Source organism: Vibrio gelatinilyticus (assembly GCF_022836845.1).
Taxonomy (GTDB): Bacteria; Pseudomonadota; Gammaproteobacteria; order Enterobacterales; family Vibrionaceae; genus Vibrio; species Vibrio gelatinilyticus.
The window spans coordinates 1-24,447 of record NZ_JAJNNZ010000002.1; the positions used below are offsets into that span (position 1 = coordinate 1).

Annotated in this window: 24 protein-coding genes and 1 tRNA gene; 17 read left to right on the forward strand and 8 right to left on the reverse strand. The window is 45.0% G+C overall.

The window, feature by feature from the left end:
• Positions 1-20 precede the first annotated feature (20 nt).
• Both LNL84_RS02150 and LNL84_RS02155 read left to right on the forward strand, forming a co-directional pair.
• Positions 21-105: transfer RNA gene (locus LNL84_RS02150), tRNA-Leu, on the forward strand.
• A 168-nt stretch (positions 106-273) separates the two neighbouring features.
• A complete protein-coding gene (locus LNL84_RS02155) occupies positions 274-1,311 on the forward strand; it encodes a lactonase family protein (protein WP_244354852.1) in 1,038 nt (345 codons plus the stop codon).
• A gap of 24 nt (positions 1,312-1,335) precedes the next feature.
• Here the strand turns inward: LNL84_RS02155 and LNL84_RS02160 are convergent, their stop codons facing one another.
• Positions 1,336-2,493 carry a 2-octaprenyl-3-methyl-6-methoxy-1,4-benzoquinol hydroxylase gene (locus tag LNL84_RS02160; protein ID WP_244354854.1) on the reverse strand — a complete coding sequence of 386 codons (1,158 nt, stop codon included), beginning with the start codon at positions 2,491-2,493 and terminating at the stop codon, positions 1,336-1,338.
• A gap of 348 nt (positions 2,494-2,841) precedes the next feature.
• On the opposite strand from LNL84_RS02160, the gene miaB reads away from it, so the two are divergent.
• From miaB to crr, 9 genes are all read left to right on the forward strand, one after another.
• Positions 2,842-4,266: a tRNA (N6-isopentenyl adenosine(37)-C2)-methylthiotransferase MiaB gene (gene miaB / locus LNL84_RS02165; protein ID WP_244355406.1), complete on the forward strand. Its 1,425-nt coding sequence runs from the start codon at positions 2,842-2,844 to the stop codon at positions 4,264-4,266.
• Between the two features lie 115 nt (positions 4,267-4,381).
• On the forward strand, positions 4,382-5,476 hold the full coding sequence (locus tag LNL84_RS02170) for a PhoH family protein (RefSeq protein WP_244354856.1): 1,095 nt from the start codon (positions 4,382-4,384) through the stop codon (positions 5,474-5,476).
• Positions 5,477-5,947 (forward strand): rRNA maturation RNase YbeY, encoded by a 471-nt coding sequence (ybeY, locus tag LNL84_RS02175; protein ID WP_244354858.1) that lies wholly within the window; start codon positions 5,477-5,479, stop codon positions 5,945-5,947.
• 59 nt (positions 5,948-6,006) lie between these two features.
• Positions 6,007-6,903, forward strand: a complete 897-nt coding sequence (gene corC, locus LNL84_RS02180; RefSeq protein WP_244354860.1) for a CNNM family magnesium/cobalt transport protein CorC — start codon at positions 6,007-6,009, stop codon at positions 6,901-6,903.
• Between the two features lie 46 nt (positions 6,904-6,949).
• Positions 6,950-8,464, forward strand: coding sequence for an apolipoprotein N-acyltransferase (gene lnt, locus LNL84_RS02185; RefSeq protein WP_244354862.1), 1,515 nt, complete (start codon positions 6,950-6,952; stop codon positions 8,462-8,464).
• 222 nt (positions 8,465-8,686) lie between these two features.
• Positions 8,687-9,655, forward strand: a complete 969-nt coding sequence (gene cysK, locus LNL84_RS02190) for a cysteine synthase A (protein ID WP_244354864.1) — start codon at positions 8,687-8,689, stop codon at positions 9,653-9,655.
• Between the two features lie 299 nt (positions 9,656-9,954).
• Positions 9,955-10,212 carry an HPr family phosphocarrier protein gene (locus LNL84_RS02195; RefSeq protein ID WP_244354866.1) on the forward strand — a complete coding sequence of 86 codons (258 nt, stop codon included), beginning with the start codon at positions 9,955-9,957 and terminating at the stop codon, positions 10,210-10,212.
• A gap of 136 nt (positions 10,213-10,348) precedes the next feature.
• A complete protein-coding gene (ptsI, locus tag LNL84_RS02200; RefSeq protein WP_244354868.1) occupies positions 10,349-12,076 on the forward strand; it encodes a phosphoenolpyruvate-protein phosphotransferase PtsI in 1,728 nt (575 codons plus the stop codon).
• Between the two features lie 41 nt (positions 12,077-12,117).
• Complete coding sequence (gene crr, locus LNL84_RS02205; RefSeq protein WP_244354870.1) at positions 12,118-12,627, forward strand: PTS glucose transporter subunit IIA; 510 nt, start codon at positions 12,118-12,120, stop codon at positions 12,625-12,627.
• A gap of 56 nt (positions 12,628-12,683) precedes the next feature.
• On the opposite strand, the gene yfcE is transcribed toward crr, so the two are convergent.
• From yfcE to LNL84_RS02230, 5 genes are all read right to left on the reverse strand, one after another.
• Positions 12,684-13,229 (reverse strand): phosphodiesterase, encoded by a 546-nt coding sequence (yfcE, locus tag LNL84_RS02210; RefSeq protein ID WP_244354871.1) that lies wholly within the window; start codon positions 13,227-13,229, stop codon positions 12,684-12,686.
• Positions 13,230-13,308: 79 nt separating this feature from the next.
• A complete protein-coding gene (locus LNL84_RS02215; protein ID WP_244354872.1) occupies positions 13,309-13,713 on the reverse strand; it encodes a CBS domain-containing protein in 405 nt (134 codons plus the stop codon).
• Positions 13,710-14,060, reverse strand: a complete 351-nt coding sequence (locus LNL84_RS02220) for a P-II family nitrogen regulator (protein ID WP_244354873.1) — start codon at positions 14,058-14,060, stop codon at positions 13,710-13,712. Before LNL84_RS02220 ends, LNL84_RS02215 begins: the two co-directional genes overlap by 4 nt.
• Positions 14,050-14,781 (reverse strand): DUF1538 domain-containing protein, encoded by a 732-nt coding sequence (locus LNL84_RS02225; protein ID WP_425244282.1) that lies wholly within the window; start codon positions 14,779-14,781, stop codon positions 14,050-14,052. Before LNL84_RS02225 ends, LNL84_RS02220 begins: the two co-directional genes overlap by 11 nt.
• A gap of 59 nt (positions 14,782-14,840) precedes the next feature.
• On the reverse strand, positions 14,841-15,575 hold the full coding sequence (locus LNL84_RS02230) for a DUF1538 domain-containing protein (protein WP_244354876.1): 735 nt from the start codon (positions 15,573-15,575) through the stop codon (positions 14,841-14,843).
• A gap of 273 nt (positions 15,576-15,848) precedes the next feature.
• On the opposite strand from LNL84_RS02230, the gene LNL84_RS02235 reads away from it, so the two are divergent.
• The 6 genes from LNL84_RS02235 (at position 15,849) to LNL84_RS02260 (ending at position 22,063) form a co-directional block, all read left to right on the forward strand.
• The gene (locus tag LNL84_RS02235; protein WP_244354878.1) at positions 15,849-16,763 is read left to right on the forward strand and encodes a TIGR01777 family oxidoreductase; all 915 of its coding nucleotides are present in this window, start codon (positions 15,849-15,851) and stop codon (positions 16,761-16,763) included.
• A gap of 97 nt (positions 16,764-16,860) precedes the next feature.
• Positions 16,861-17,688, forward strand: a complete 828-nt coding sequence (locus LNL84_RS02240; RefSeq protein WP_244354880.1) for an SDR family oxidoreductase — start codon at positions 16,861-16,863, stop codon at positions 17,686-17,688.
• A 317-nt stretch (positions 17,689-18,005) separates the two neighbouring features.
• On the forward strand, positions 18,006-18,860 hold the full coding sequence (locus LNL84_RS02245) for a co-chaperone YbbN (protein WP_244354881.1): 855 nt from the start codon (positions 18,006-18,008) through the stop codon (positions 18,858-18,860).
• Between the two features lie 209 nt (positions 18,861-19,069).
• Entirely contained in the window at positions 19,070-19,996 is a 927-nt protein-coding gene (locus tag LNL84_RS02250; protein ID WP_244354883.1) for an SPFH domain-containing protein, read from the forward strand.
• A gap of 2 nt (positions 19,997-19,998) precedes the next feature.
• Complete coding sequence (locus tag LNL84_RS02255; RefSeq protein ID WP_244354885.1) at positions 19,999-20,448, forward strand: NfeD family protein; 450 nt, start codon at positions 19,999-20,001, stop codon at positions 20,446-20,448.
• 319 nt (positions 20,449-20,767) lie between these two features.
• Complete coding sequence (locus LNL84_RS02260) at positions 20,768-22,063, forward strand: tyrosine-type recombinase/integrase (protein ID WP_244354887.1); 1,296 nt, start codon at positions 20,768-20,770, stop codon at positions 22,061-22,063.
• A gap of 135 nt (positions 22,064-22,198) precedes the next feature.
• On the opposite strand, the gene LNL84_RS02265 is transcribed toward LNL84_RS02260, so the two are convergent.
• Positions 22,199-22,912: a PP2C family protein-serine/threonine phosphatase gene (locus tag LNL84_RS02265; RefSeq protein ID WP_244354889.1), complete on the reverse strand. Its 714-nt coding sequence runs from the start codon at positions 22,910-22,912 to the stop codon at positions 22,199-22,201.
• Positions 22,912-24,417 (reverse strand): Hsp70 family protein, encoded by a 1,506-nt coding sequence (locus tag LNL84_RS02270; RefSeq protein ID WP_244354891.1) that lies wholly within the window; start codon positions 24,415-24,417, stop codon positions 22,912-22,914. Before LNL84_RS02270 ends, LNL84_RS02265 begins: the two co-directional genes overlap by 1 nt.
• Positions 24,418-24,447 lie beyond the last annotated feature (30 nt).

Below are 24,447 nucleotides of genomic sequence, written 5' to 3' on the forward strand. Positions count from 1 at the left end.
ACTATGACTACAGAATTGATGCGGAAGTGGCGGAATTGGTAGACGCACCAGATTTAGGTTCTGGCGCCGCAAGGTGTGAGAGTTCAAGTCTCTCCTTCCGCACCATCATTAAGAAAGCTCGTCATTTGACGGGCTTTTTTTTCATCTCTATCTCCAGACAGCTGCGAAAGTTTCACCGTTTCTTTTTGTTGGCGATCCCATTCACAATACCCAATAAAGCGTATTTAAAAGCGTTGACGGATCAGTCATGCTCAAAAATAAAAGGAGCAGAATATGACGGTATCACCTCTATTCTTATGGCTAGGCCGTTACACAACATCTGACAACTTAGGGCTATCACGTTGTATGCTAGTCAACGACACAGGGCAGTTCGAGCAAACGTATTCATCCACAGAGATACAAAACCCTTCCTACATATGTACATCATCGAGTAATACTTACTGTGTTAGCGAGCTGAGTAAGCACGATGCCGCAAGTCTTCATCGATTAGATGAATCTGGCAATGAGCAACAAACCGTCCCACTGGGTGGAGATTACCCTTGCCATGTTAGCCTATCGCATAACAAAAGGTGGCTAGCGATTGCTCACTATGGAACCGCAACATTTGAGATTTTCTCCGTTCAACCTAGCGGCGAAATAGGTGTTAGAGCTTTTTATTGGCAAAATGTGGGCAGCAGCGTTAATCAAAGCCGCCAGGAGGCCGCTCATGGACACCAAATTGTCTTTGCCCCAGAAAACACTGTTGTTACGGTGGATTTAGGGATAGATGCCCTTCATTTTTACACTCTTGATGACACCGGCGACACTCCAGCGTTAGACCTGCAACAAACTCTCGAGATGCCCCTAGGAAGTGGGCCAAGGCATGTCGTATTTACGCAAAACGGCTTAAAAGGCTACGTTGTGTGTGAATTAACAGAACAACTTTGTGTCATTGAAAAAACGTTGGAAGGCTATTGGCAGGTCATCCACGTATTGGATGCATTTCCTGAGCACGAAGAGAATGGCCAGGCAGCCGGAGCGATTAAGCTCTCTCCAGACGAAAAGTTTGTTTACCTCTCAGGGCGTGCCCAGTCGGTGATAAGTTGGTTCGATATAACATCGAGCCAAACTCCTCAATATCGAGGCTACGTGAGTAGCGGTGGCGACTTCCCTCGGGATTTTGAGATTACACCTGACGGCCAATGGATGGTGATTTCAAATCAGCACAGCCACAATGTGGTATCACTGAAAATGAACCTGCTTACAGGACAGCCTGGAGAGCAAAAAGGTCAATTAGAGCTCAATCAACCCGTATGTGTGGTTTGTCACTGAGCTCAATAAACGCAATTGGCCTGATTAGTTGAGGCCGATTGCGTATTTCAAAATCCTTTTCTTTAGTGGCCCTGCATTTTCCGCCACTTTAAGCAGTGCATTGCGAGCGAGCATCAGAGGGGGAAACGACTCTTTAAAACCTTTATAAAAGATATCCATCCCCGTTTGCATCAATAGATTATCGGGCTTTCTTGCCCACTGATAAGCTCTGGCGGCACCTTCCGATAAGCCTTGTTCTTGCTCTGTGACTTTTAATAGCTGTGCGACATCTTTAAAGCCCAGATTCACCCCCTGCCCAGCCAAGGGATTAATGGTATGAGCCGAATCACCGACCAAAATGCAACGTTGCTTAAAGTATTGCTGCGCGTGACGACGCGTCAATGGAAAAGAGCCGACTTGCTCAACCTCAACACCACCTAGTTCATTAGGGAAGTGTGTTTCAATCTCTTCTTGCAAGCGCTTGTTATCCATACTTTTGAGTTGGCGAATACGCTTTGGTGAATCATACCAAACCAAAGAACCTTTATGACCAGGAAGAGGCAGAAACGAGCGAGGCCCTGAAGGCGTAAACCACTGCCAGGTGATATCTTGCTGCGGTTTTTCGGTCGTGACATTGATCAGCATACATTCTTGGCGGTAGTCCCACGCCGTAACGCCGATTCCAGCGATATCCCGTACTTTAGAATTTGCACCATCCGCACCGACAACCCAGCTTGCACTAAACAGTGTGCCATCCACCAAGCTAATTTGATGTTGTTCGTCAGTGAGAGCAATCGAATCCAACGCCCCAGACTCAATCACCGTCAGATTTTCAAATGCCGAAAACTGCTGCCATAGACCAAGTTGAATTACTCTGTTTTCGGCAATGTAGCCAAGAGAATCCAGCCCTAGCGCGGCTGAATTAAAGCGGGTGCGGCAGCTATCAATTTCCCAGGTTTCTAATCTTGAATAAGGACAAACACGCATAGATTTAATGCTATCCCAAGCACCCAACTCATTGAGCAAAGTCACTGATTGATGAGAAATGGCGGAAACACGCAAGTCCATCGGCTGATCAACACTAAAGCTTCTTGGTGGATAAGGTTCAACCAAAACAACATTACGTCCTTGTTTAGCTAAGCCAAGCGCCGTAGCGGCCCCCACCATACCTCCGCCTATCACGGCTATCTCATATTGTTTCATCTGTTCTACTTGATTACACCTGAATTGAGCTATTGTACGTGGCAAACCCAAAAACGTGAACGCTTCGCTTATCATTTCCATCAAAATCAATACATTTAAAGAGGTTATTAATTCAACACCCCTTGCTATTGTTACTGCGTCGTAGCTCCCTATATATAAGCGTTCAAAGAGATTTTCACGCCCTACTAGTCAGGCGGTTTTTAAAGCAGTACAATACGCCGCTTATCGCCGCTAAGGCGACATTACACAACTGAAGCACAATCGCGTTTTGGACGCCAATGTGAAGGTGTGTATATAATTTGAACAATAGTTCACGAATCAAATGAACAACTGATGAGCGAAAGTGAGATGAGTAAGAAACTGCTAATAAAAACCTGGGGCTGCCAGATGAACGAATACGATTCATCAAAAATGGCCGATCTGCTTAATGCTGCAAATGGCTACGAGCTAACGGAAGAGCCAGAGGAAGCAGATGTATTACTTCTTAACACCTGCTCCATCCGTGAGAAAGCACAAGAAAAAGTCTTCCACCAACTTGGTCGTTGGAAGACTTTGAAAGACAAAAAAGAAGGTGTTGTGATCGGTGTAGGTGGCTGTGTAGCGACTCAAGAAGGTGATCACATCCGCCAGCGTGCACCATTCGTAGACGTTATCTTTGGCCCTCAGACATTACACCGCCTACCTGAGATGATACGCCAATCTCAAAGCGACGACGCGCCTGTTATGGATATCTCTTTCCCTGAGATCGAAAAATTCGATAACCTACCAGAGCCTCGCGCTGAAGGCGCTACCGCCTTCGTTTCCATAATGGAAGGTTGCTCAAAATACTGTACTTACTGCGTGGTACCTTATACTCGTGGTGAAGAGGTTAGCCGCCCAATGGACGACGTATTATTTGAGATCGCGCAGCTTGCCGAGCAAGGCGTACGTGAAGTGAACCTACTGGGGCAAAATGTCAACGCATATCGTGGTCCAACACACGACGGCGAGATCTGTTCATTTGCAGAGCTCCTGCGTCTGGTTGCATCTATCGACGGTATCGACCGTATTCGTTTCACCACAAGCCACCCACTGGAGTTTACAGACGATATCATCGCCGTATACGAAGACACTCCGGAGCTTGTTAGCTTCCTTCACCTACCAGTACAAAGTGGTTCAGACCGCATTCTGACTATGATGAAGCGCCCGCACACGGCGATTGAGTATAAATCTATCATTCGTAAGCTACGTAAAGCACGCCCAGATATCCAAATTAGCTCAGACTTTATCGTTGGATTCCCTGGCGAATCAGATAAAGATTTCCAGGATACAATGAAGATTATCAAAGACGTTGATTTTGATATGAGCTTTAGCTTTGTCTTCTCTCCACGCCCAGGAACGCCTGCTGCTGATTACCCTTGCGATCTTTCCGAGCAAACGAAGAAAGAACGTTTGTACGAGCTTCAACAGCAAGTGAACAGTCAAGCTATGCGCTACTCTCGTCAAATGCTCGATACTGAGCAGCGCGTATTGGTAGAAGGGCCTTCTAAAAAGAACTTAATGGAGCTACGTGCACGTACCGAAAATAACCGTGTGGTTAACTTCGAAGGTGGCGCAGAACTTATCGGTCAGTTCGTCGATGTGACAATTACCGATGTCTTTGCGAACTCTTTGCGCGGAGAGCTCGTAAGAACTGAGAAAGATATGGATCTTCGTACCGTCATTTCTCCAACTCAAATGATGGCGAAGACAAAACGCGAAGATGAGCTAGGTGTAGCAACCTTTACGCCTTAATGCCTGTACCCAAACCATTCCAATGTGCTATTTTGGGGTTAATTGGGAACGAATGCGGAGCCTAGCGAACACTGGGCTCCACACATAGCCTTAAGGGGCAAAATGCGAGGCAACATTGAGTAATCAAATCGTAACTCTAGAGATTCATCTAGAACCTTCTGACAACCGCCGTCTTTCCAGCTTGTGCGGTCCTTTCGATGACAACATCAAACACTTAGAACGCCGATTAGGTGTCGAGATCAACCACCGAAGTAATTTCTTTACTATCGTAGGCAAACCTCATACGACGGCTGCGGCTCTGGATATTTTAAAGTCTCTGTACGTTGATACTGCTCCAGTCAGAGGTCACATACCGGATATCGAGCCTGAGCAAATCCACCTCGCCGTCAAAGAATCTGGTGTTCTAGAACAGTCTCAAGATGCCACTATTGAACACGGTAAAGAAGTCTTCATCAAGACCAAAAAAGGTATCATCAAACCACGGACACCTAATCAAGCCCAATACTTGGTGAACATGGTGACCCACGATATCAGTTTTGGTATTGGCCCTGCAGGCACGGGCAAAACCTACCTTGCTGTCGCCGCTGCTGTCGACGCATTAGAGCGTCAAGAAATCCGCAGAATTTTGCTGACTCGCCCAGCCGTAGAAGCTGGTGAAAAGCTCGGTTTCTTACCCGGCGATTTGAGCCAAAAAGTCGACCCGTATTTGCGTCCGCTCTACGATGCGCTTTTTGAAATGTTGGGCTTTGAGCGCGTAGAAAAGCTCATAGAAAGAAACGTCATTGAAGTCGCTCCTCTCGCCTATATGCGAGGGCGCACACTAAACGACGCATTTATTATTCTCGACGAAAGCCAAAATACGACCGTTGAACAAATGAAAATGTTCTTAACCCGTATTGGTTTTAACTCTCGCGCTGTGATTACTGGTGATGTCACACAGATCGATCTTCCGCGTGGTGCCAAGTCGGGTCTTCGCCATGCTATCGAAGTGCTCAATGAAGTGGATGAAATCAGCTTTAACTTCTTCCAATCTGACGATGTGGTTCGTCACCCAGTTGTTGCTCGTATCGTTAACGCCTACGAAAAATGGGAAAGCGAAGACCAAAAAGTTCGTAAAGAACAAGAACGCCGCCGCAGAGAAGAACGTGAAGCTGCCGCAGCCCTGGTCCAAAGCACTCCCGCAACAACCCAACAATCTTCTGGTGATTAGATGACTATTGAACTCGATTTACAGCTTGCTGTCGACGATGAGCAAGGTTTGCCGACACAGCAAGAAATCCAATTGTGGTTAGAGAAAACCATTAGCGAATTTCAACCTGACGCCGAAGTCACCGTTAGGATTGTTGACGAACAAGAAAGCCATCAACTCAACCTAGACTATCGAGGTAAGGATAAACCTACGAACGTATTATCCTTCCCATTTGAAGCACCACCAGGCATTGAGCTAAACCTACTTGGCGATCTCATTATCTGCCGTCAGGTCGTTGAAAAAGAAGCTATTGAGCAAGGTAAGAGCTTGAATGCACATTGGGCTCATATGATTGTACATGGCAGCCTTCATCTGCTAGGTTATGATCATATAGAGGACGAAGAAGCAGAAGAAATGGAAGCATTAGAAACTGAGATCATGCTTGCGATGCACTTTAAAGACCCCTATATAGATGAAAAGGGCGACTGGTAGCATTTACCACTTGCTATGTGAGCTATCACACATCTGATAGCATTTTTGATAGAGACGTCATGAACGCAGACACTCCCCCCCCGAGTTCAGAGGGAAACAGTAAAAAATCAGAAGGTCCGAGTAGAAAGTCCTTCTTAGAGCGCCTAGGTCAAATGTTTCAAGGTGAGCCAAAAGATCGCCAAGAGTTAGTGGATGTTATCCGTGACTCTGAAGTCAATGAGCTAATCGACCACGACACCCGAGACATGTTAGAAGGTGTTATGGAAATTTCGGAGATGAGAGTAAGGGACATCATGTTGCCTCGCTCTCAAATGGTTACGATCGAAAAGTCTGACGAACTAGACCAGTTGATTGGGCTAATGACGGATGCGCAACACTCTCGTTATCCGGTGATTAGTGAAGATAAAGACCATGTTGAAGGCATTCTCTTAGCTAAGGACTTACTCAAATATTTGGGCTCTGACAGTGCCCCATTCGATATCAACGAAGTTGTTCGTCCAGCGGTTGTTGTCCCTGAAAGCAAACGAGTCGATCGTTTGTTAAAAGAGTTTCGTGAAGAACGTTATCATATGGCCATTGTTGTTGATGAGTTTGGCGGTGTATCGGGACTGGTCACAATCGAAGATATTCTTGAAGAAATCGTTGGTGAAATCGAAGATGAATTCGACGATGCGGATGAGCTTGAGATTCGAAAACTCAGCAAACATACCTTCACTGTTAAAGCGTTAACCACAATCGAAGAATTCAACGAGACATTTGGTTGTGAATTCAGTGATGAAGAAGTCGATACTGTGGGTGGGTTAGTGATGACTGCGTTTGGTCATCTGCCTTCAAGAGGCGAAATTGTTGAAATCGATAACTACAGCTTCAAAGTAACCGCTGCTGATAACCGACGCGTCGTACAACTCCAGGTCACTATCCCCGACAGTGAAGTGGCTCCGACATTAGGCGAATAAAGTCATCAGCGCCACAGAGCGTTACTATTCGAGAGAATTAAACTAAATGAAGAACATAACTCGTCTTCGCTTACTGCGGCCCATTGGGGCCGCTTTTGTTGGCGCAAGTACAACACTCGCTTTCGCCCCATATCAATGGTGGCCCATTGCCATCTTAAGTCCCTTTATTCTTCTGCTTTTGTTGCGTGAGCAAAGTGCACGTAGTGCATTCTGGACAAGCTACGCGTGGGGGTTAGGCCAGTTTGCAACGGGCATTAGCTGGGTCCATGTCAGCATTGATACCTTCGGAGGTATGCCAAAAGCAGCCAGTCTGTTTTTGATGGCGCTGCTCGTTGGTTACCTAGCACTCTATCCCGCGCTTTTTGGTTGGACCCTTAACCGCTTCTTCCCAAGTGATTCTCGACCACGTTATTTCTTAGCCGTTCCATCATTGTGGCTTTTGTTCGACTGGGCTAGAGGCTGGGTGCTTACAGGCTTTCCGTGGCTCTGGCTAGGCTACAGTCAAATCGATTCACCACTCGCCCACTTTGCACCAATTGGAGGCGTCGAACTGCTAACGTTTGCTTTAACGATGAGCGCTGCCTCGCTAGCCTATGCGCTGACTGCACGACGTCCGGTTATATTGCTGATCCCTGCTGTTATCTTCGCCACAGCTTATGGTCTAAGACAAGTCCATTGGGTGGAGCCAAGGAAAGATGAAACAAAATCAATCGTATTGATCCAGGGGAATGTTGACCAAAACCTTAAATGGCTACCTAGCCATCGTTGGCCAACGATCATGAAATACACCGACTTTACCCGTGAAAACTGGGGCGCTGACATCGTGGTATGGCCCGAAGCCGCTATTCCGGCTATGGAATATGAACTCCCGTCATTCTTAAGTAACCTCGATTCAGCCGCCAAAATGAATGACACCGCCGTCATTACTGGCGTGATCAATAAGACAGAATCTGGCCAGTACTACAACAGTATTCTTGTGGTAGGGCAAACGCCTTATGGTGAGTATGAGTTGGATCTAGAAGAGCGCTATCACAAACACCACTTGTTGCCATTTGGTGAGTTTGTCCCTTTTGGAGATCTGCTAAGACCGCTAGCTCCGTTTTTTAATCTGCCAATGTCTTCTTTTAGTCGCGGCAGCTATGTACAACCCAATATCGTTGCCAATGGTATGCATCTCGCGCCTGCTTTATGTTATGAAATCATCTTCAATGAACAGGTTCGCCAAAATGTCACTGATGACACGGACTTCCTCCTCACCCTGTCTAACGACGCATGGTTTGGTCGCTCAATTGGCCCAATGCAACACATGGAAATCGCCAGAATGCGAGCCCTGGAGCTTGGATTACCCTTGATTCGCTCCACTAATAACGGCATTACTGCTGTCACTGATCACAAAGGCAATATCACTGCACAAATCCCACAATTCGAGACCGCTGTACTAAAAACGGAGCTCACACCAACAAACGGATCGACCTGGTATCGTACTATCGGCTCTTGGCCTCTTTTCGTCTGGGTTGCCTTAAGCCTATTGGTTGGCTGCTGGTTTCGACGCAATAAATAGGCATCTCTCCCGCTCGTAATGAGTGGGAGAGGCTTAGCTCAGGCTAGCTATGTGAGTGCTATCGCCGGCATCGATGAAACTCCACTCCTTATAAAATCATAATATATAACTTTTTGATCCTTTTTCCTTTTCAAACAAGATCATATGCTAGTCGAGTATTTACGAATGAATTAGACCAACTGAATATTACGTCATTTGGCTTACGATTGAAGGAACAAAAGCATGAGCAAAATATACGAAGACAACTCTCAAACGATTGGCAACACACCTCTTGTTCGTTTGAACAAAGTAAGCAACGGTAAAGTATTGGCAAAAATTGAAGCTCGTAACCCGAGCTTCAGTGTCAAATGCCGTATTGGCGCAAACATGATCTGGGATGCTGAAAAAACAGGCCTGCTAAAGCCAGGGGTTGAGTTGGTCGAACCTACCAGTGGTAATACCGGTATTGCTCTTGCTTTTGTTGCAGCAGCTCGCGGCTACAAACTCACATTGACTATGCCTGAATCTATGAGCCTAGAACGCCGTAAGCTACTTAAAGCACTCGGTGCCAACCTCGAGTTAACTGAAGCTGCGAAGGGCATGAAAGGCGCGATTGCAAAAGCGGAAGAGATTGTTGCTTCTAATCCTGATAAATACCTATTGTTACAGCAGTTTAATAACCCTGCAAATCCACAGATCCACGAACAAACTACGGGTCCAGAAATCTGGGAAGCCACCGACGGTCAAGTTGATGTGTTCGTTGCTGGCGTGGGTACTGGCGGTACAATTACAGGCACAAGCCGCTATTTCAAAGGCGAAAAAGGTAAAGCTGTGGTCTCTGTAGCTGTTGAACCAGCAGAATCTCCAGTAATTTCTCAGGTTCTTGCCGGAGAAGAAGTACAACCAGCACCACACAAGATTCAGGGTATCGGTGCAGGCTTCATTCCTGGAAACCTAGATCTCGAACTGCTTGACCGAGTCGAAACGGTAACATCTGATGAAGCAATTGAAATGGCACGCCGCCTGATGGAAGAAGAAGGTATTTTGGCGGGCATCTCGTCTGGCGCAGCCGTAGTGGCAGCCAACAGACTGGCAGAACTACCTGAATTTGCTGGAAAAACCATTGTTACGGTACTACCTAGCTCAGGTGAACGCTACCTAAGCACAGCATTGTTCGCAGGTATATTTACAGAGAAAGAGATTCAGCAGTAATATGTTGCCAAATCAATTTTTATCCTAAAAAAGCCCCTTTATGGGGCTTTTTTGTTGAATCTATCACAGCCTTTGGTAATATCAGGGCTGTTTTATTTTTAGCTTCAAAATAAAAGAAGCAATGCAAACATATTCATGGGTTGTGAATAAGGTGAGAACTCTATTCATAACTCTTAAATCAAAACCAACACGCTTTTTAACAGAATTTAACCGCGGATTCCTAGCGAAACCTCGAGTTACCAGTTAAGCTTGCTTGGTTTAGAAACTAAACAAAAAATAAATCAATTGGGGTATAAAAAATGTACGAGAAGCAAGTAGAAATCACAGCTGAAAACGGTCTACACACTCGCCCAGCAGCTCAGTTCGTTAAAGAAGCTAAAGGCTTTGACGCTGATATTACAGTGACTTCTAACGGCAAAAGCGCAAGCGCGAAAAGCCTATTCAAACTACAAACTCTAGGTCTTGTCAAAGGCACTCAGGTAACAATCTCAGCTGAAGGCCCACAAGCTCAACAAGCTGTAGACCACCTAGTTGCTCTAATGGACGAACTTCACTAAGTCGACCTACTTCTTTTAAAGCCATTTTGATGATTCAAAGTGGCTTTATTGGAATTTGAGCCAAGATTCAGCTACAAATTATTGATAGCGAAAAGATCCAATCCCTTTTTACAGTTGACCAAATTAAGGTAAGGCTATGATTTCAGGCATCCTAGCATCTCCTGGTATTGCTTTTGGTAAAGCACTACTACTTCAAGAAGACGAAATTGTTCTTAACACCAATACAATCTCCGACGATCAAGTTGATTCAGAGGTTCAGCGCTTTTTCGACGCGCGTGAGAAATCATCTCAACAACTTGAAATCATCAAGCAAAAAGCGCTTGAGACTTTCGGAGAAGAAAAAGAAGCCATCTTTGAAGGCCACATAATGCTTCTTGAAGATGAAGAGCTAGAGGAAGAAATCCTAGCGCTCATCAAGAAAGACAAACTTTTCGCAGACAACGCAATTCACACGGTTATCGAAGGGCAAGCAAAAGAGCTTGAATCCCTTGATGATGAGTATTTGAAAGAGCGTGCAACAGACATCCGTGATATCGGTACGCGTTTTGTAAAAAATGCACTCGGTATCAACATCGTGTCGCTAAGCGATATCGACCAAGAAGTTATCCTAGTAGCGTACGACCTAACCCCATCTGAAACGGCACAAATTAACTTAGATTACGTTCTTGGTTTTGCATGTGACATCGGTGGCCGTACATCTCACACATCTATCATGGCTCGTTCACTTGAACTGCCAGCTATCGTGGGTACCAATGACATCACTAAACAAGTGAAAAATGGTGACATGCTAGTATTAGATGCGATGAACAACAAAATCATCGTAAACCCATCTGAAGCTGAACTTCAAGAAGCAAAAGATGTACGTGACAACTTCATTGCTGAAAAAGCAGAGCTAGCAAAACTGAAAGATCTTCCAGCTGAAACGCTAGACGGTCACCGCGTTGAAGTTTGCGGTAATATCGGTACTGTAAAAGACTGTGACGGCATCAACCGTAACGGCGGCGAAGGTGTTGGTCTATATCGTACTGAGTTCCTATTTATGGACCGTACAGCGCTTCCTACAGAAGAAGAGCAATATCAAGCTTACAAAGAAGTAGCGGAAGCTACGAATGGTCATTCTGTGATTATCCGTACTATGGATATCGGCGGTGATAAAGATCTACCTTACATGGATCTGCCTGAAGAAATGAACCCATTCCTAGGCTGGCGTGCAGTTCGTATCAGCTTAGATCGTCGTGAAATCCTTCGCGATCAGGTACGCGGTATCCTTAGAGCATCTGCTCACGGTAAACTGCGTATCATGTTCCCTATGATCATTTCTGTTGAAGAAATTCGTGAGCTTAAGAAAGCTATCGAAGAGTATAAAGCTGAACTTCGTGCAGAAGGCTACGCATTCGATGAAAATATCGAAATTGGCGTAATGGTTGAAACTCCTGCCGCTGCAGCAATCGCGCACCACTTAGCGAAAGAAGTTTCTTTCTTTAGTATTGGTACTAACGACTTAACTCAGTATACTCTAGCAGTAGACCGTGGTAATGAGCTGATCTCTCACCTTTACAACCCACTGTCACCTGCCGTACTCACTGTTATCAAACAAGTGATTGACGCATCTCATGCTGAAGGTAAGTGGACAGGTATGTGTGGTGAGCTTGCTGGCGACGAACGTGCAACTCTATTACTACTAGGTATGGGCTTAGACGAGTTCAGTATGAGTGGTATTTCTATCCCTGCAGTGAAGAAAGTTATTCGTAACGCTAACTTCGCTGAAGTGAAAGCTATGGCAGAAGAAGCTCTTCAAATGCCAACTGCTGCAGAAATTGAAGCGCATGTGGAAAAATTTATCGCAGAAAAGACAAACTGCTAATATAATTCAACAGAATAAAATCAAACCTTTAGGAGCACGACATGGGTCTGTTTGACAAACTTAAGAAGCTAGTATCGGACGATAGCGCTGACACAGGTGCAATCGAAATCATCGCACCTCTTTCTGGTGAGATCGTTAATATCGAAGACGTGCCTGACGTTGTTTTCGCAGAAAAGATCGTTGGTGACGGTATCGCTATCAAGCCAGCAGGCGACAAAATGGTAGCACCAGTTAACGGTACTATCGGTAAGATCTTCGAGACAAACCATGCGTTTTCTATCGAATCTGACGACGGCATCGAGCTATTCGTTCACTTCGGTATCGACACTGTTGAACTAAAAGGCGAAGGCTTCAAGCGCATCGCTGAAGAAGGTCAATCTGTTAAAGCTGGTGACACTGTGATTGAATTTGATCTTGCTCTTCTAGAAGAAAAAGCAAAATCAACTCTAACACCAGTTGTTATCTCAAACATGGACGAAATCAAAGAGTTGAACAAACTTTCTGGTTCTGTAACTGTTGGTGAAACACCAGTTCTACGTGTAACTAAGTAATTAGGCTACATAAGAAAAACGCTGCCCTGTGCAGCGTTTTTTTTATTTGGAGGGTACTAAATTTCGATGGAGGCCAATACGTTATTGTCAAAACTAGTCACCGACAATACGTTACCATCCAATAAGCCATAGCTCGGCTCAAAATCACCTCGAGGAAATGTAATGGAGCCGGGGTTAAAAATGATTTGCTCCCCTTGCCACTCCGCAATTGGAATATGGGTATGACCATGTACAATCACATCACCATGTTTTAGTGCAGGGCGCTTATCAGCGTTATACAAATGCCCGTGTGTGACAAAAAGACGGCATCCTGAAGGTAACATCACCCAAGCGTAATCACTCATCATCGGAAACTGCAACAGCATCTGATCGACTTCACTATCACAATTACCACGAACAGCGATAATTTGCTCTTTGTAACGGTTTAATAGTTCAGCGACTTTTGGTGGATTATAATGGCTAGGAACCGCGTTCCTAGGTCCATGGTTAAGCACATCACCCAAAATCACCAGATGCTCAGCACCCGATCGCTCGTACGCTGCCAACACTTTGGTCGTCGCATCTAAACAACCATGCAAATCAGAGGAAAAAAAAAGCTTCACAGATCATCTCCTATACTTATTCTTTCCGTATTGTACTGGATCTTAGCGGCCACGGAACAGAGGAGAATAGCAGTAGGCACTACTCACCCTTAACCATACCGTTGACGACAATATTATTGTAACTCACCATTCCGATGACCTTTCCCTCTTCGATAACTGGCGCACGACTGATACCAAAACGCTCAAAGAGCCGGGCACAGTACTTAACGTTCATATTAGGATCGACGCTTAATGCAGGTTTAGTCATCACTTCATAAACATTCGTTCGGTGTGCAGAACGATTTTGAGCAAGCACCTTTTTAGCAATGTCATTCATCAGCACAATGCCATACTCATCATCATCATGGCGTTTATTCACCACTAACGCTTTCACCTGATGTTTCTTGGCTAAAACAATCGCTTCGTGAACCGTAGTCAGACCATCAATCATTACATAGCTGTTGGCCATAACATCCCTTACGCACACCTTATCATGTCGGTTCATAGTTCATCCTCAACTACCTTAGTCAACGTTTCAACTTGGTGGGCTACCCCTACCGCGTCTTCTATATCTATTTGAATGGCGATTCCCTGTCCTGGGGTATCATCAAACTCTCCAACATCACAAATAGTTTCCAAGATATGCCTTGATAAGTGCTCTTCGACAACAAACAAAAGTACATCTTTTTGCACTTCTAAGGTTAATCCAAAAAATGTTCGCTTCTTGTTTACACCTTCACCGCGAGCATTATTGATCACCGTCGCCCCCGTTGCTCCCGCGTTACGCGCAGCATCAAGGACCTGATCGGTACGACTATCTTCCACAAATGCCAGAATAAGCTTAAATCGCATTTTCGTTCTCCTTAGAAGCTGCTCGACGAGTCAGCCACTGAATAATTTGAGCGTACGCCATCACGGAAATAATTGGGAATAAGCTGGCGAAGGCTATTAGTCCAAACCCGTCGATCATCGGATTACGACCAGGTACGGTAGAGGCAAGGCCTAGTCCAAGTGCGGTGACCAGTGGAACGGTTACGGTGGATGTCGTTACACCTCCAGAGTCGTAAGCCAAAGGCACAATCAACTTGGGTGCGTAATAGGTTTGGATCACCACGACGATGTAACCGGAGATGATGTAGTATTGGATAGGATCACCGACGACAATTCGGTAGCTCCCCATAGAAATCCCTACGGCGACGCCCAGCGCTACCGCAATTCTCAACCCATTGACCGAGATAGCACCGGCTGATACTTGATTTGCTTTAATTGCCACTGCTATCAATGAGGGCTCTGCAATGGTCGTGCTAAAGCCTATACAAAAAGCAAATATGTAAATCCAGTAGTAATCGACCCACTCTAGGCTCTCTCCTATCGACAATTTCATTTCCATGAGAAAGGCTGGCGTGGTCAATTGCATTGCCATAGTTTCGCCTAAAGGAAAGAGCGCCATTTCAAGCCCCATAAGAAAAAGACTTAAGCCGATAAGAACATAGATAAACCCTGCTGCGACTTTTAGCGGATTGCTAATTGGACGGCGCAACACCGCAAACTGGAACCCGATAATAATCGCCATAATAGGCAATACATCACGTACAGTGATCAGCAAGGTATGAAGGAAATCACTCAGAAAACTCAAGTCACCACCATTCCATATACCATGACAAACATCATTGGCAACAATGATGCAAAGGCGATTAAGCCAAAGCCATCTAACATTGGGTTCCGTCCTTTAATCGAACTGGCTAAACCGACACCGAGCGCCGTTACCAGTGGAACCGTGATTGTTGATGTTGTTACACCACCCGAATCATAGGCAACCCCTATGATTGACTCTGGCGCAAACCAGGTCAGGATCACAACGCCAATATAGCCAGAAATAATTAACCGATGAATCGGCCAACCTTTTAAAATTCGTATTACTCCCAGCACGATTGCAAGGCCAACAGAAAGAGCAACCGAGACCCTCAGGCCATCTGCGTAATCTTGCATTGCCTCCTCGGTCATCTCTATCATCCCCCCTTCTGCAGCCACCTCTGCAGCCTCCGCCGAGACCGCGGTCAACGCCGGTTCAGCGATAGTGGTACCAAAACCGAGACAAAACGAAAATAACACCAACCAAAAAACGCTGCCTTTACGTGCAAATGCCTGAGCCATTGACTCGCCTATAGGAAACAACCCCATCTCAAGACCAAAGATAAAAAAAGTAAGTCCAAGTACGACCAACAGCAGCCCAAAAAGAATTGAAAACACATTGGGCAATGACTCTTGCAATACGAAAATTTGGAAAAATCCAATCACAAAAATAATTGGCATTAAATCGCGTAAACTGTTCAGCATACATTGAAGCAATGCTTTAATGGATTTCATTTTTTTCTTGCCTCCCTGTCTGCACTTATTGCCCAATTGTGTTGTGTATTTTACTAAGATGATGGCAAAGAAGAATGTAAGAGTATGTGACAAAGACAACATACAGTTGGTTTCACATTAATCCTGTTAACAAAATGTGATATCGCGCTGTAATACAACATTCAGCCAAAACCATGAATTTGTTGCTATGATTAGTAATTAATGGAAATTTCTGTCATGACAAAAAACAGGTTTACATTTGTCAGACAGCATGGCTTGTGATTGGAGATATTGATGAAACTTCTGATAACTGGCGGGTCGGGGTTTATTGGTTGTGAATTACTCAAACATTTAACGACACACGATGTCGTCTTACTCACCAGAAACACCCATCAAGCCAAAACTACGCTGCAACATACTGACCTTGGAAATATCACTTATGTTAATAGCTTAGATGACTTTTCCGACCTCAACGACTTTGATGGCGTAATAAACCTTGCCGGCGAGCCAATTGCCAACAAAAGGTGGTCTAATGCGCAAAAAGACAAAATATGCCAAAGCCGCTGGAAAGTTACCGAACAAATAGTCTCCTTAATCCACGCCAGTACTGAACCGCCGGGCATTTTTATCAGTGGCTCCGCCGTTGGTTACTATGGCGATCAGCTGGGCCATCCTTTTGATGAAAGCCTGCATGTCCATCAAGACGGCTTTTCACATGTCGTCTGTAAGAAGTGGGAAGAGATTGCAATGCGAGCCCAATCAGATTCAACACGAGTCTGCCTACTTCGTACTGGTGTAGTTTTAGGGCTGCACGGCGGTGCGCTCGCAAAAATGCTGCCGCCATATAAGCTTGGTTTAGGCGGCCCTATGGGCAGTGGTAAACAGTACTTTCCCTGGATTCATATTCTCGACATGGTTCGAGGGATTGTATTCCTTATCGAAACACCACATGCTCAAGGCCCCTATAATTTCTGTGCTCCCCACCCGGTACCCAACGCAATATTTAGTCGAACACTCGCAAGAGCACTTAAACGTCCACATATTCTTATGACACCAAAATGGGCTATAAAGATACTGATGGGAGAATCCTCTTGCCTACTTCTTGATAGTGCTAGAGCCAAACCTAAAAAGCTGACGGAACTTGGCTTTAAGTTTTCCTTCTCACATCTAGATCCTGCGTTAAAAAACCTCTTCCACCTACCCCGTTAATCCCCCTCAACGGTTACTAACATTTCTGATTTAACAACGTGTTGCCTTTATCTGAGAAACACGTATGTTAGGCGAAAACAGTATCGGAAAAAGAACCATGACAAAGGCCGTTTTAATTACAGGGTGTTCTACAGGTATAGGCTACGCCGCTGCGAAAGCACTGCATGAACAAGGCTACTTCGTTATCGCCTCATGTCGAAAAAAAAGTGACGTTGAAAGGCTGAGACAAGAGGGCTTAACCTGTATTCAGCTCGACCTCAGTGATACGAAAAGCATCAAAAAAGGTGCCAAATTGGCATTAGCCCTCTGCCACGGAAGACTCTATGGGCTATTCAATAACGGTGCGTATGGACAACCCGGTGCGGTCGAAGATCTACCAACGGAAGCATTGCGTGCTCAGTTTGAGACCAATCTATTTGGTTGGCATGAATTGGTGCGTCAAATTTTACCGGTAATGAGGCACCATAACGAAGGTCGAATCATCCAAAACAGTTCCGTGCTTGGTTTTGCTGCTATGCGTTATCGTGGTGCCTATAACGCGTCTAAATTCGCATTAGAAGGCCTAACAGACACCCTGAGACTCGAACTGCACCAAACCGGCATTCATGTCTCATTGATTGAACCAGGACCAATAGATACCCAATTTCGTGCCAATGCAAAAGAGGCTTTCCTGAAGTGGATTGATATCCCTTCTAGCGTGCATCACAAAGAATACGATAAACAACTCAGCCGATTGGCTGCCAGTGATTCTAATAATCAGTTTGTGTTGCCCGCTAGTGCATGTATCACCCCACTGCTTCATGCCCTTGAATCGCCAAGACCAAAACTGCGCTACCGAGTCACGACTCCCACAAAAGTGTTCTGGGTACTCAAAAGGTTGCTACCAAGCAAGTTGTTGGATTCCATTTTGCGAAAAGCCGCATAAAAATAAATGGTTGTAATTTAACCGTAACATTAGCTTGATACATTGCTCACCGTAATCTTGAATTCCTATTCTTATCTAAGGTAGTTTGGTAGCAGCAATGACATTAAACCAATTGAACTGGTTAGCCGTAGGTGTAACGCTAACGTATTTTTTCTTGTTCTAATCACCTTTGCCACTCAATTTCGAATCTTTATATAGCGCCGCGATCTCGCGGCGCTATCGCATTCTAATTAACGGCATTAGAGCTTGATATTCCCGTGTTTCTCCCCAATGTTATTAGTTGACTGCATACTGAATGACACTATTAAGGAACACTCATGCAACAAATGCCGATTGTAGATCTGAATGAACAGAACTTTCGTGAAGTCTTAGAAGGCTCAATGCAAACGCCTGTATTGATTCATTTTTGGGCCCCAATGAGCGAAGAAAGTAGTCAGATTATCCCTTCATTGAAGTCATTGGCGCAGCAATACGCAGGCGCCTTTACACTAGCGCTTCTTAATTGCGAAGAGCAACAGGCTATCGCTGGACAATTTGGCGTTCAGGCTCTGCCGACCATCGCACTATTTGTTAACGGTCAACCCGTTGATGGACTAGGTGGTCCTCAAGCGATAGATACCATCAAAGAAATGCTGCTTAAACACCTGCCAAGTGAAGATGAATTGCTCGCTAGACAAGCACTAGAGCTTAGTCAAGCGGGTGAAGCTGAACAGGCTCTAAGCCTTTTTGCCAATCTATCTGATGATTTCAGAAATAAAGGTGAAATCAAATTGGCTATGGCAAGCTGCCTGCTTAATACGCAGCAATATAGCGATGCTGAAGCACTCTTATCTGCGATCCCGCTTGAATACAAAGACAGCCTGTATAAAGAGTTGGTGGCCAAATTGGAACTTCACAACCAAGCCGCTAATAGTCCTGAGCTACAAGCACTTGAAAAAGCACTCGCGCAGCAGCCTGATGACATGAAACTGGCTCAAGAGCTTGCTTTGCAATATCATCAAGCCAACCGCAGTGAAGACGCACTAGAAATCCTTTGGCAACCGCTATCTAAAGATCTCAACGCACTAGATGGTGAGCTCAAGAAGTCTTTTATGGATATCTTAGCGGCACTCGGTCAAGGAAACGCAGCAGCGGCTAAATATCGCCGTCAGCTGTATTCACTGCTTTACTAACCGTCATTACAGTACATTAGGGAGCGCGACGCTCCCTTTTTAATTTATTGATATATAAGGCAATAAACTGATACCCACTGCCCTTCGCATTTCACTGTCAATCATTTGCTTCTGCTGTCATTGTGATCAAGAATGAATTCTAATCATTAAAAAGCGTACATTTAACATCCCGTTTCTATTAGATTTTTGATTAAAACAAGGAAAAGCATATGGCTATTGATGCAATGATCACCATTGGCGGATTCATTTTGGTGGCAATCGTATTTATTATTGCGGGTATCAAAACCGTACCACAAGGTAATAACTGGACGGTAGAACGATTTGGTCGCTACACTCATACGCTACAACCTGGACTTAACCTTATCATTCCTTTTGTGGACTCCATTGGTAACAAGATCAACATGATGGAAAGAGTCCTAGATATCCCTCCACAAGAGGTAATCAGTAAAGATAACGCCAATGTCGTCATCGATGCCGTCTGTTTTGTTCAAGTGATCGATGCCCCTAAAGCGGCTTATGAAGTCAACGATTTAGAACATGCTATTCGCAATTTAACATTGACCAATATGCGTACAGTATTAGGCTCTATGGAGCTTGATGAAATGTTAAGTCAACGTGATTCCATTAATACAAAACTGCTCTCTATCGTGGATGAGGCAACCAACCCTTGGGGAATAAAAGTCACTAGGATTGAAATTAAAGACGTTCAGCCACCAGCAGATTTGACCGCTGCGATGAACGCTCAAATGAAAGCCGAACGTAACAAACGTGCCGACATTCTTGAGGCTGAAGGGGTAAGACAAGCAGAAATCCTCAAAGCCGAAGGCCACAAACAATCTGAGATTTTAAAAGCAGAAGGTCAAAAACAAGCAGCAATCCTTCAAGCAGAAGCGCGCGAACGCGCAGCCGAAGCGGAAGCTAAAGCAACAGAAATGGTATCAACCGCGATAGCGCAAGGTGACATGCAAGCTGTTAACTACTTCATTGCGCAAGGCTATACCGATGCCATTAAGTCAATCGGCCAAGCTGAAAACGGTAAGATTATTATGCTGCCACTTGAGGCCACCGGTTTGATGGGCTCAGTTGCGGGCATTGCAGAAATGTTTAACCAATCAAAAGGCGAACAAAAGGGTTAGCCATGATAGAACTGTTGTCACAAGTTAACTACTGGCACTGGCTGGCGTTGGGCCTATTGCTGCTTTGTGGGGAACTACTCGGAACCGCGGGTTATATGTTATGGCTTGGTATATCGGCCATGTTGGTCGGTATCGTCATGACCTTTATACCAATGAGCTGGCAATTACAGTGGGTCTCATTTGGGGTATTTGCTTTAGCGCTAACTTGGTTATGGTGGCGTAAGCAACTGAAACAAGACGCCAGCTCAGATCAACGACGCGATCTCAACCAAAAACAGAAACAACTCATTGGGCAAACGACAAGACTTGAGTACGATATTTTAAGGGGACGATGTCGCATTAAACTGGGGGATACGACCTGGGCAGCACAGTCTGACCAAGATCTCCCGGCGGGAACCTTAGTGAAAGTCATAGACGTCGATGGAATCACCTTATTTATCGACAAAGCGTAGCAAAAAGCGCCCGTAAAAGGGCGCTTTTTTATTATCGAAATCCCAACCGTCTTTTCAATATGATGAAAACAGATACTAGATACGAAAAAGGCGCCAGCAATAAATTGCTAGCGCCTCGAATAAATGGCACGCCCTGTAGGATTCAATCCAGGAATTTAACCAATTTAAAGAGGGCTTAATTTAGGTGTTTTATCCTTAATTGTCAATGCATTATACTCCATATTTATAAATTGCCGATTTAACCAAAATTGCCTAAAATAACCCTAATTTAACCCCTTCGGCACCACCACGGCACCACAGAAAAGTAGGTTAAGGCACTATGAAATATGGAATTAACTTTACCAAACGCTCGCTGGAGCAACTTGAACCTTCGGAAAAACGGAAAAGATATAGTGATTTCGGAGGAATAAGTAGTGTTCGTGGTCTGGGAATCGATATCTCCCCTTCTGGCGATAAAACATTCCGTTATGTTCAAAAAGTCAATGGTCGAAACGTCAAGGTAACCATTGGCAAATTCCCTGAGATCACCGTAGAAGTGGCCCGTCATCAAGCCAAGGAAATCGCTCAACAGATCGCATGTGGTATTAACCCTAACGTAGAAAAACGCAACAGACGCAATGCAGATACCTTCAATGACCTCTTTGCGGTATACGAAGAAATGTTTAAGCTCGATATCAAAGCAGGTAAACGGCGTGAACGCAGCTTAAAGGGCAACCAAACGCTCTATAATCTTCACCTGAAACCTGCTATCGGTCATCTTTCTACCGAGGAATATACCAAAAGCGACGCCAAGCAATTACTAAACCGTATCCTATCTCAAAAAGGTTATAGCTTACACAATCACGCACTCACCCTATTGAAGTCGATGTATAACCGTGCGGACATAGATTCTAACCCCTTTAGTACGTTAAAAAAAGTTGATGAGTCTTATCACCGACGAGAGCGAACACTCTCCCCTGATGAGCTGCAACGCTTTTTCGAGTCTATCGACCAAGAGGAAGACATCTATCGAGATTGCATCTTGCTGTTACTGCTAACTGGTCAACGAAAAGCAACGGTACTGTCCATGGAGTGGCGGGAGATAAATCGAGCTAATCAAACCTGGACTATTCCAACCTCAAAGTTTAAGAGTAAAAAACCCCATGTCGTCCCATTGTCGGGTGAGGCGATGGCAATTCTTGAAAAGCGATCTAAGCAAGCCGCTTCAGGCGAGGAATTTGTTTTCCCAAGCAAGCGCAGTCAGTCTGGTCACATCACCGACAAGAGTGGCAAAGGCGGCTTCTGGAGGCGGGTCACAGAACGAGCTGAGTTATATAGCACCGATTCGTCCAAAAACCTTCAGGTACACGATTTAAGGCGCACACTGGCAACTTACCAAGTTACTTCTGGTGGCTCACTGCAAGCCACCAGCAAGCTGCTAGGGCACTCAAGCGTGAGCATCACCGCGGATGTTTATGCCCACTTGTCGGTTGATAATGTTCGACAAGAGCTGGAAAGCACCACCAAGTTTATGCTGGGGCGCAGCACGCCAAGTCCGCTAGAACAAATCAAAGCACAGATACTCAGCTTGTCAGATGAAGACAAGGAAGAGCTTAGAACGTTTTTATGCGGCTAAATTTTCAAGGCTGGCAACGTGTTACATACCCCATGTCATTACATACCCCAACCAGCACGGATCTGGACAACTATTAGTTAGGGTAAAAATCTTAGCGCTTTAAGTCTGACCTTAGAAAATAGAATACCTACCAACTCACAGTACATAATTACTCATATCAATTGATACTAAGATAGCAGTAAAGTTATCACGGGCCTCAGTAGCTAAAACTGCAGCTTTTAATGACTCGGCTTGCTCTGTTGTGGAAGGTTGCTCAAGAGCTTGAGCAATTTGCCTGTCACTGAGCATATCACTCACCCCATCAGTGCACAGCAGCAATACCCCAGAGTGAAATGGATAAAATGTCGCACTGCTTGGCTTTAATGGTTTTTTCATTCCTAAGCCTTGGGTAATTAAGTTGCGTTGGGGGTGGGTCGATGCTTCCTCTTCGGTCAAGATGCCTCTGTGGATTAAATCTTGTACAAAAGAATGATCGTCACTTAAACGTATCAGCTTTCCATCGGCGAACCAATACAGGCGTGAGTCTCCCACCCAAGTGAACTCAACTGCGTTACCCACCACTTGCACGGCCAGTATGGTACTGCCCATACCTTCGCATTCTGGGTTTGCATTGGCATGATTCAAAATAGCTTGATGGCAATAGTGCGCTCTTTGTTCAATCGGTTGATGTTCAAGTAAGGCTTGTTGGTAGTTTTTTACCGCTATATCACTCGCTACCTCTCCACTGTTATGGCCACCCATACCATCTGCTATGACATAACTTTGGTTCACCTCATCAAGCAAGTAAGCATCTTCATTGTGTTGATATACATGCCCAACGTCTGAAAAAGCAACAACATCAACCAGCATTAAACATTGACCTCAATTTGCTCCAACCATTGTTGTTCTTGCAGCAGTTGCGCATTGAGAGCCAAAGATTCTTCCCCTAATACATGCTCTATGACTTTTTGGGTAGCTGGGTCTTTGGCACTAATGGTTACCAAACCTTCTAAGTCATAACCCAGCGTTACTTCTATGCCATGATGTTTCTTCGGATTTTCAATTAAAAAACTGCTCACACCTAAGCTAATCGGCTCTTCATCATCGCGTTGTTGTACTACCTCTAACACCATGCGAGTTTGATCATCACGATTGGTATAGAAAGTATGGCTCGCCAAAGCAGGCACTGGGCTGTTTTGAGCGATGAGAACTTTGACTTTAGGTTTACCATCACTACCAATCGCACGGAAACCAAGGTTGTATGAACATACACCTTGCAACGTTTTACTTTTCGTTGGTGACGTTACAAACATTTGCTCAGCCAGCAAGGCCGCGCCATAGGCCACCGCTTGGTGGGGTTGGCGACACACTAAGTCATTTGGCGAGCGCCCAGCGGCTTTTGCCACTTTATCCTTTACCAAAGGCAACAGCGATGACCCGCCCGTTAATAGCAAGGTATCAATAAATGACCAATCCATCCCCGCAGCTTGCAAGCAGTGCTCGCACACTTGCAATGTTTGTTCGACAAACTCTTCGAGCAGTTGATTAAACTTATCTTGAGTAAGGATGAAGTCTAGAGTTTGCCCAGCGATGACCAAGGTTTTTGATAGATGGCTTTTACCTGGTTTTGAAAGTTTTACTTTGACCTCTTGAGCGTAACGGCGCAGCTTGGTTTGATTGGCAGCGTCCAATTTACATTGACCATAACGACGCTCAAACTCATCCATGACATAAGCAATGATGATATCGTCGATATGCTTGCCACCGTGGGTATTGCTGCCTTGTGTGGCTAGCGCATATAAACCTTGCTCTCCGACTTGCAAAACCGTGGCATCAAAAGTGCCTCCGCCTAAATCGTAAACAAAATAGGTGTTATCACCTTGCTGCTGATAGCCATAAAAGGTAGCTGCGGCCACGGGCTCTTCCACTAACTTAACGTGCTTTAATCCGGCCAACTTAGCGGCCTCTTTGGTGGCTTTTCTTTGACCATCCGTAAAGTTGGCGGGTACGGCAATCAACGCACCTTCAATCAACTCAGGGGTTGCCGCTTGCACGTCTTTTAAAAGTTTCTTGAGCACCAGCGCCGATAGCCCCTGCGGCGACCAATCACGCCCTAACTCGTCGTGATAAACAACTTGAGATTGCCCTAATGCCAGCTTAAAAAAGCGTGCTTGGGTAAGCTCTGGCTCATCATCGAGTAACTCTTCAAGCGCGCTGCCTACCAGCACTCCGTTTTCACTTATGTATACACATGATGGCGTACGATATTCATCCACTTCGTGACAGTCATGAAAAAGAGCGGGTATACCCTGTGGGTTCAAATACGATACCAGCGAAAAGGTGGTACCTAAATCTATACCTATGTACATCATCATCCTTTTATCTCTTGTCTAAAGAGAGATGTA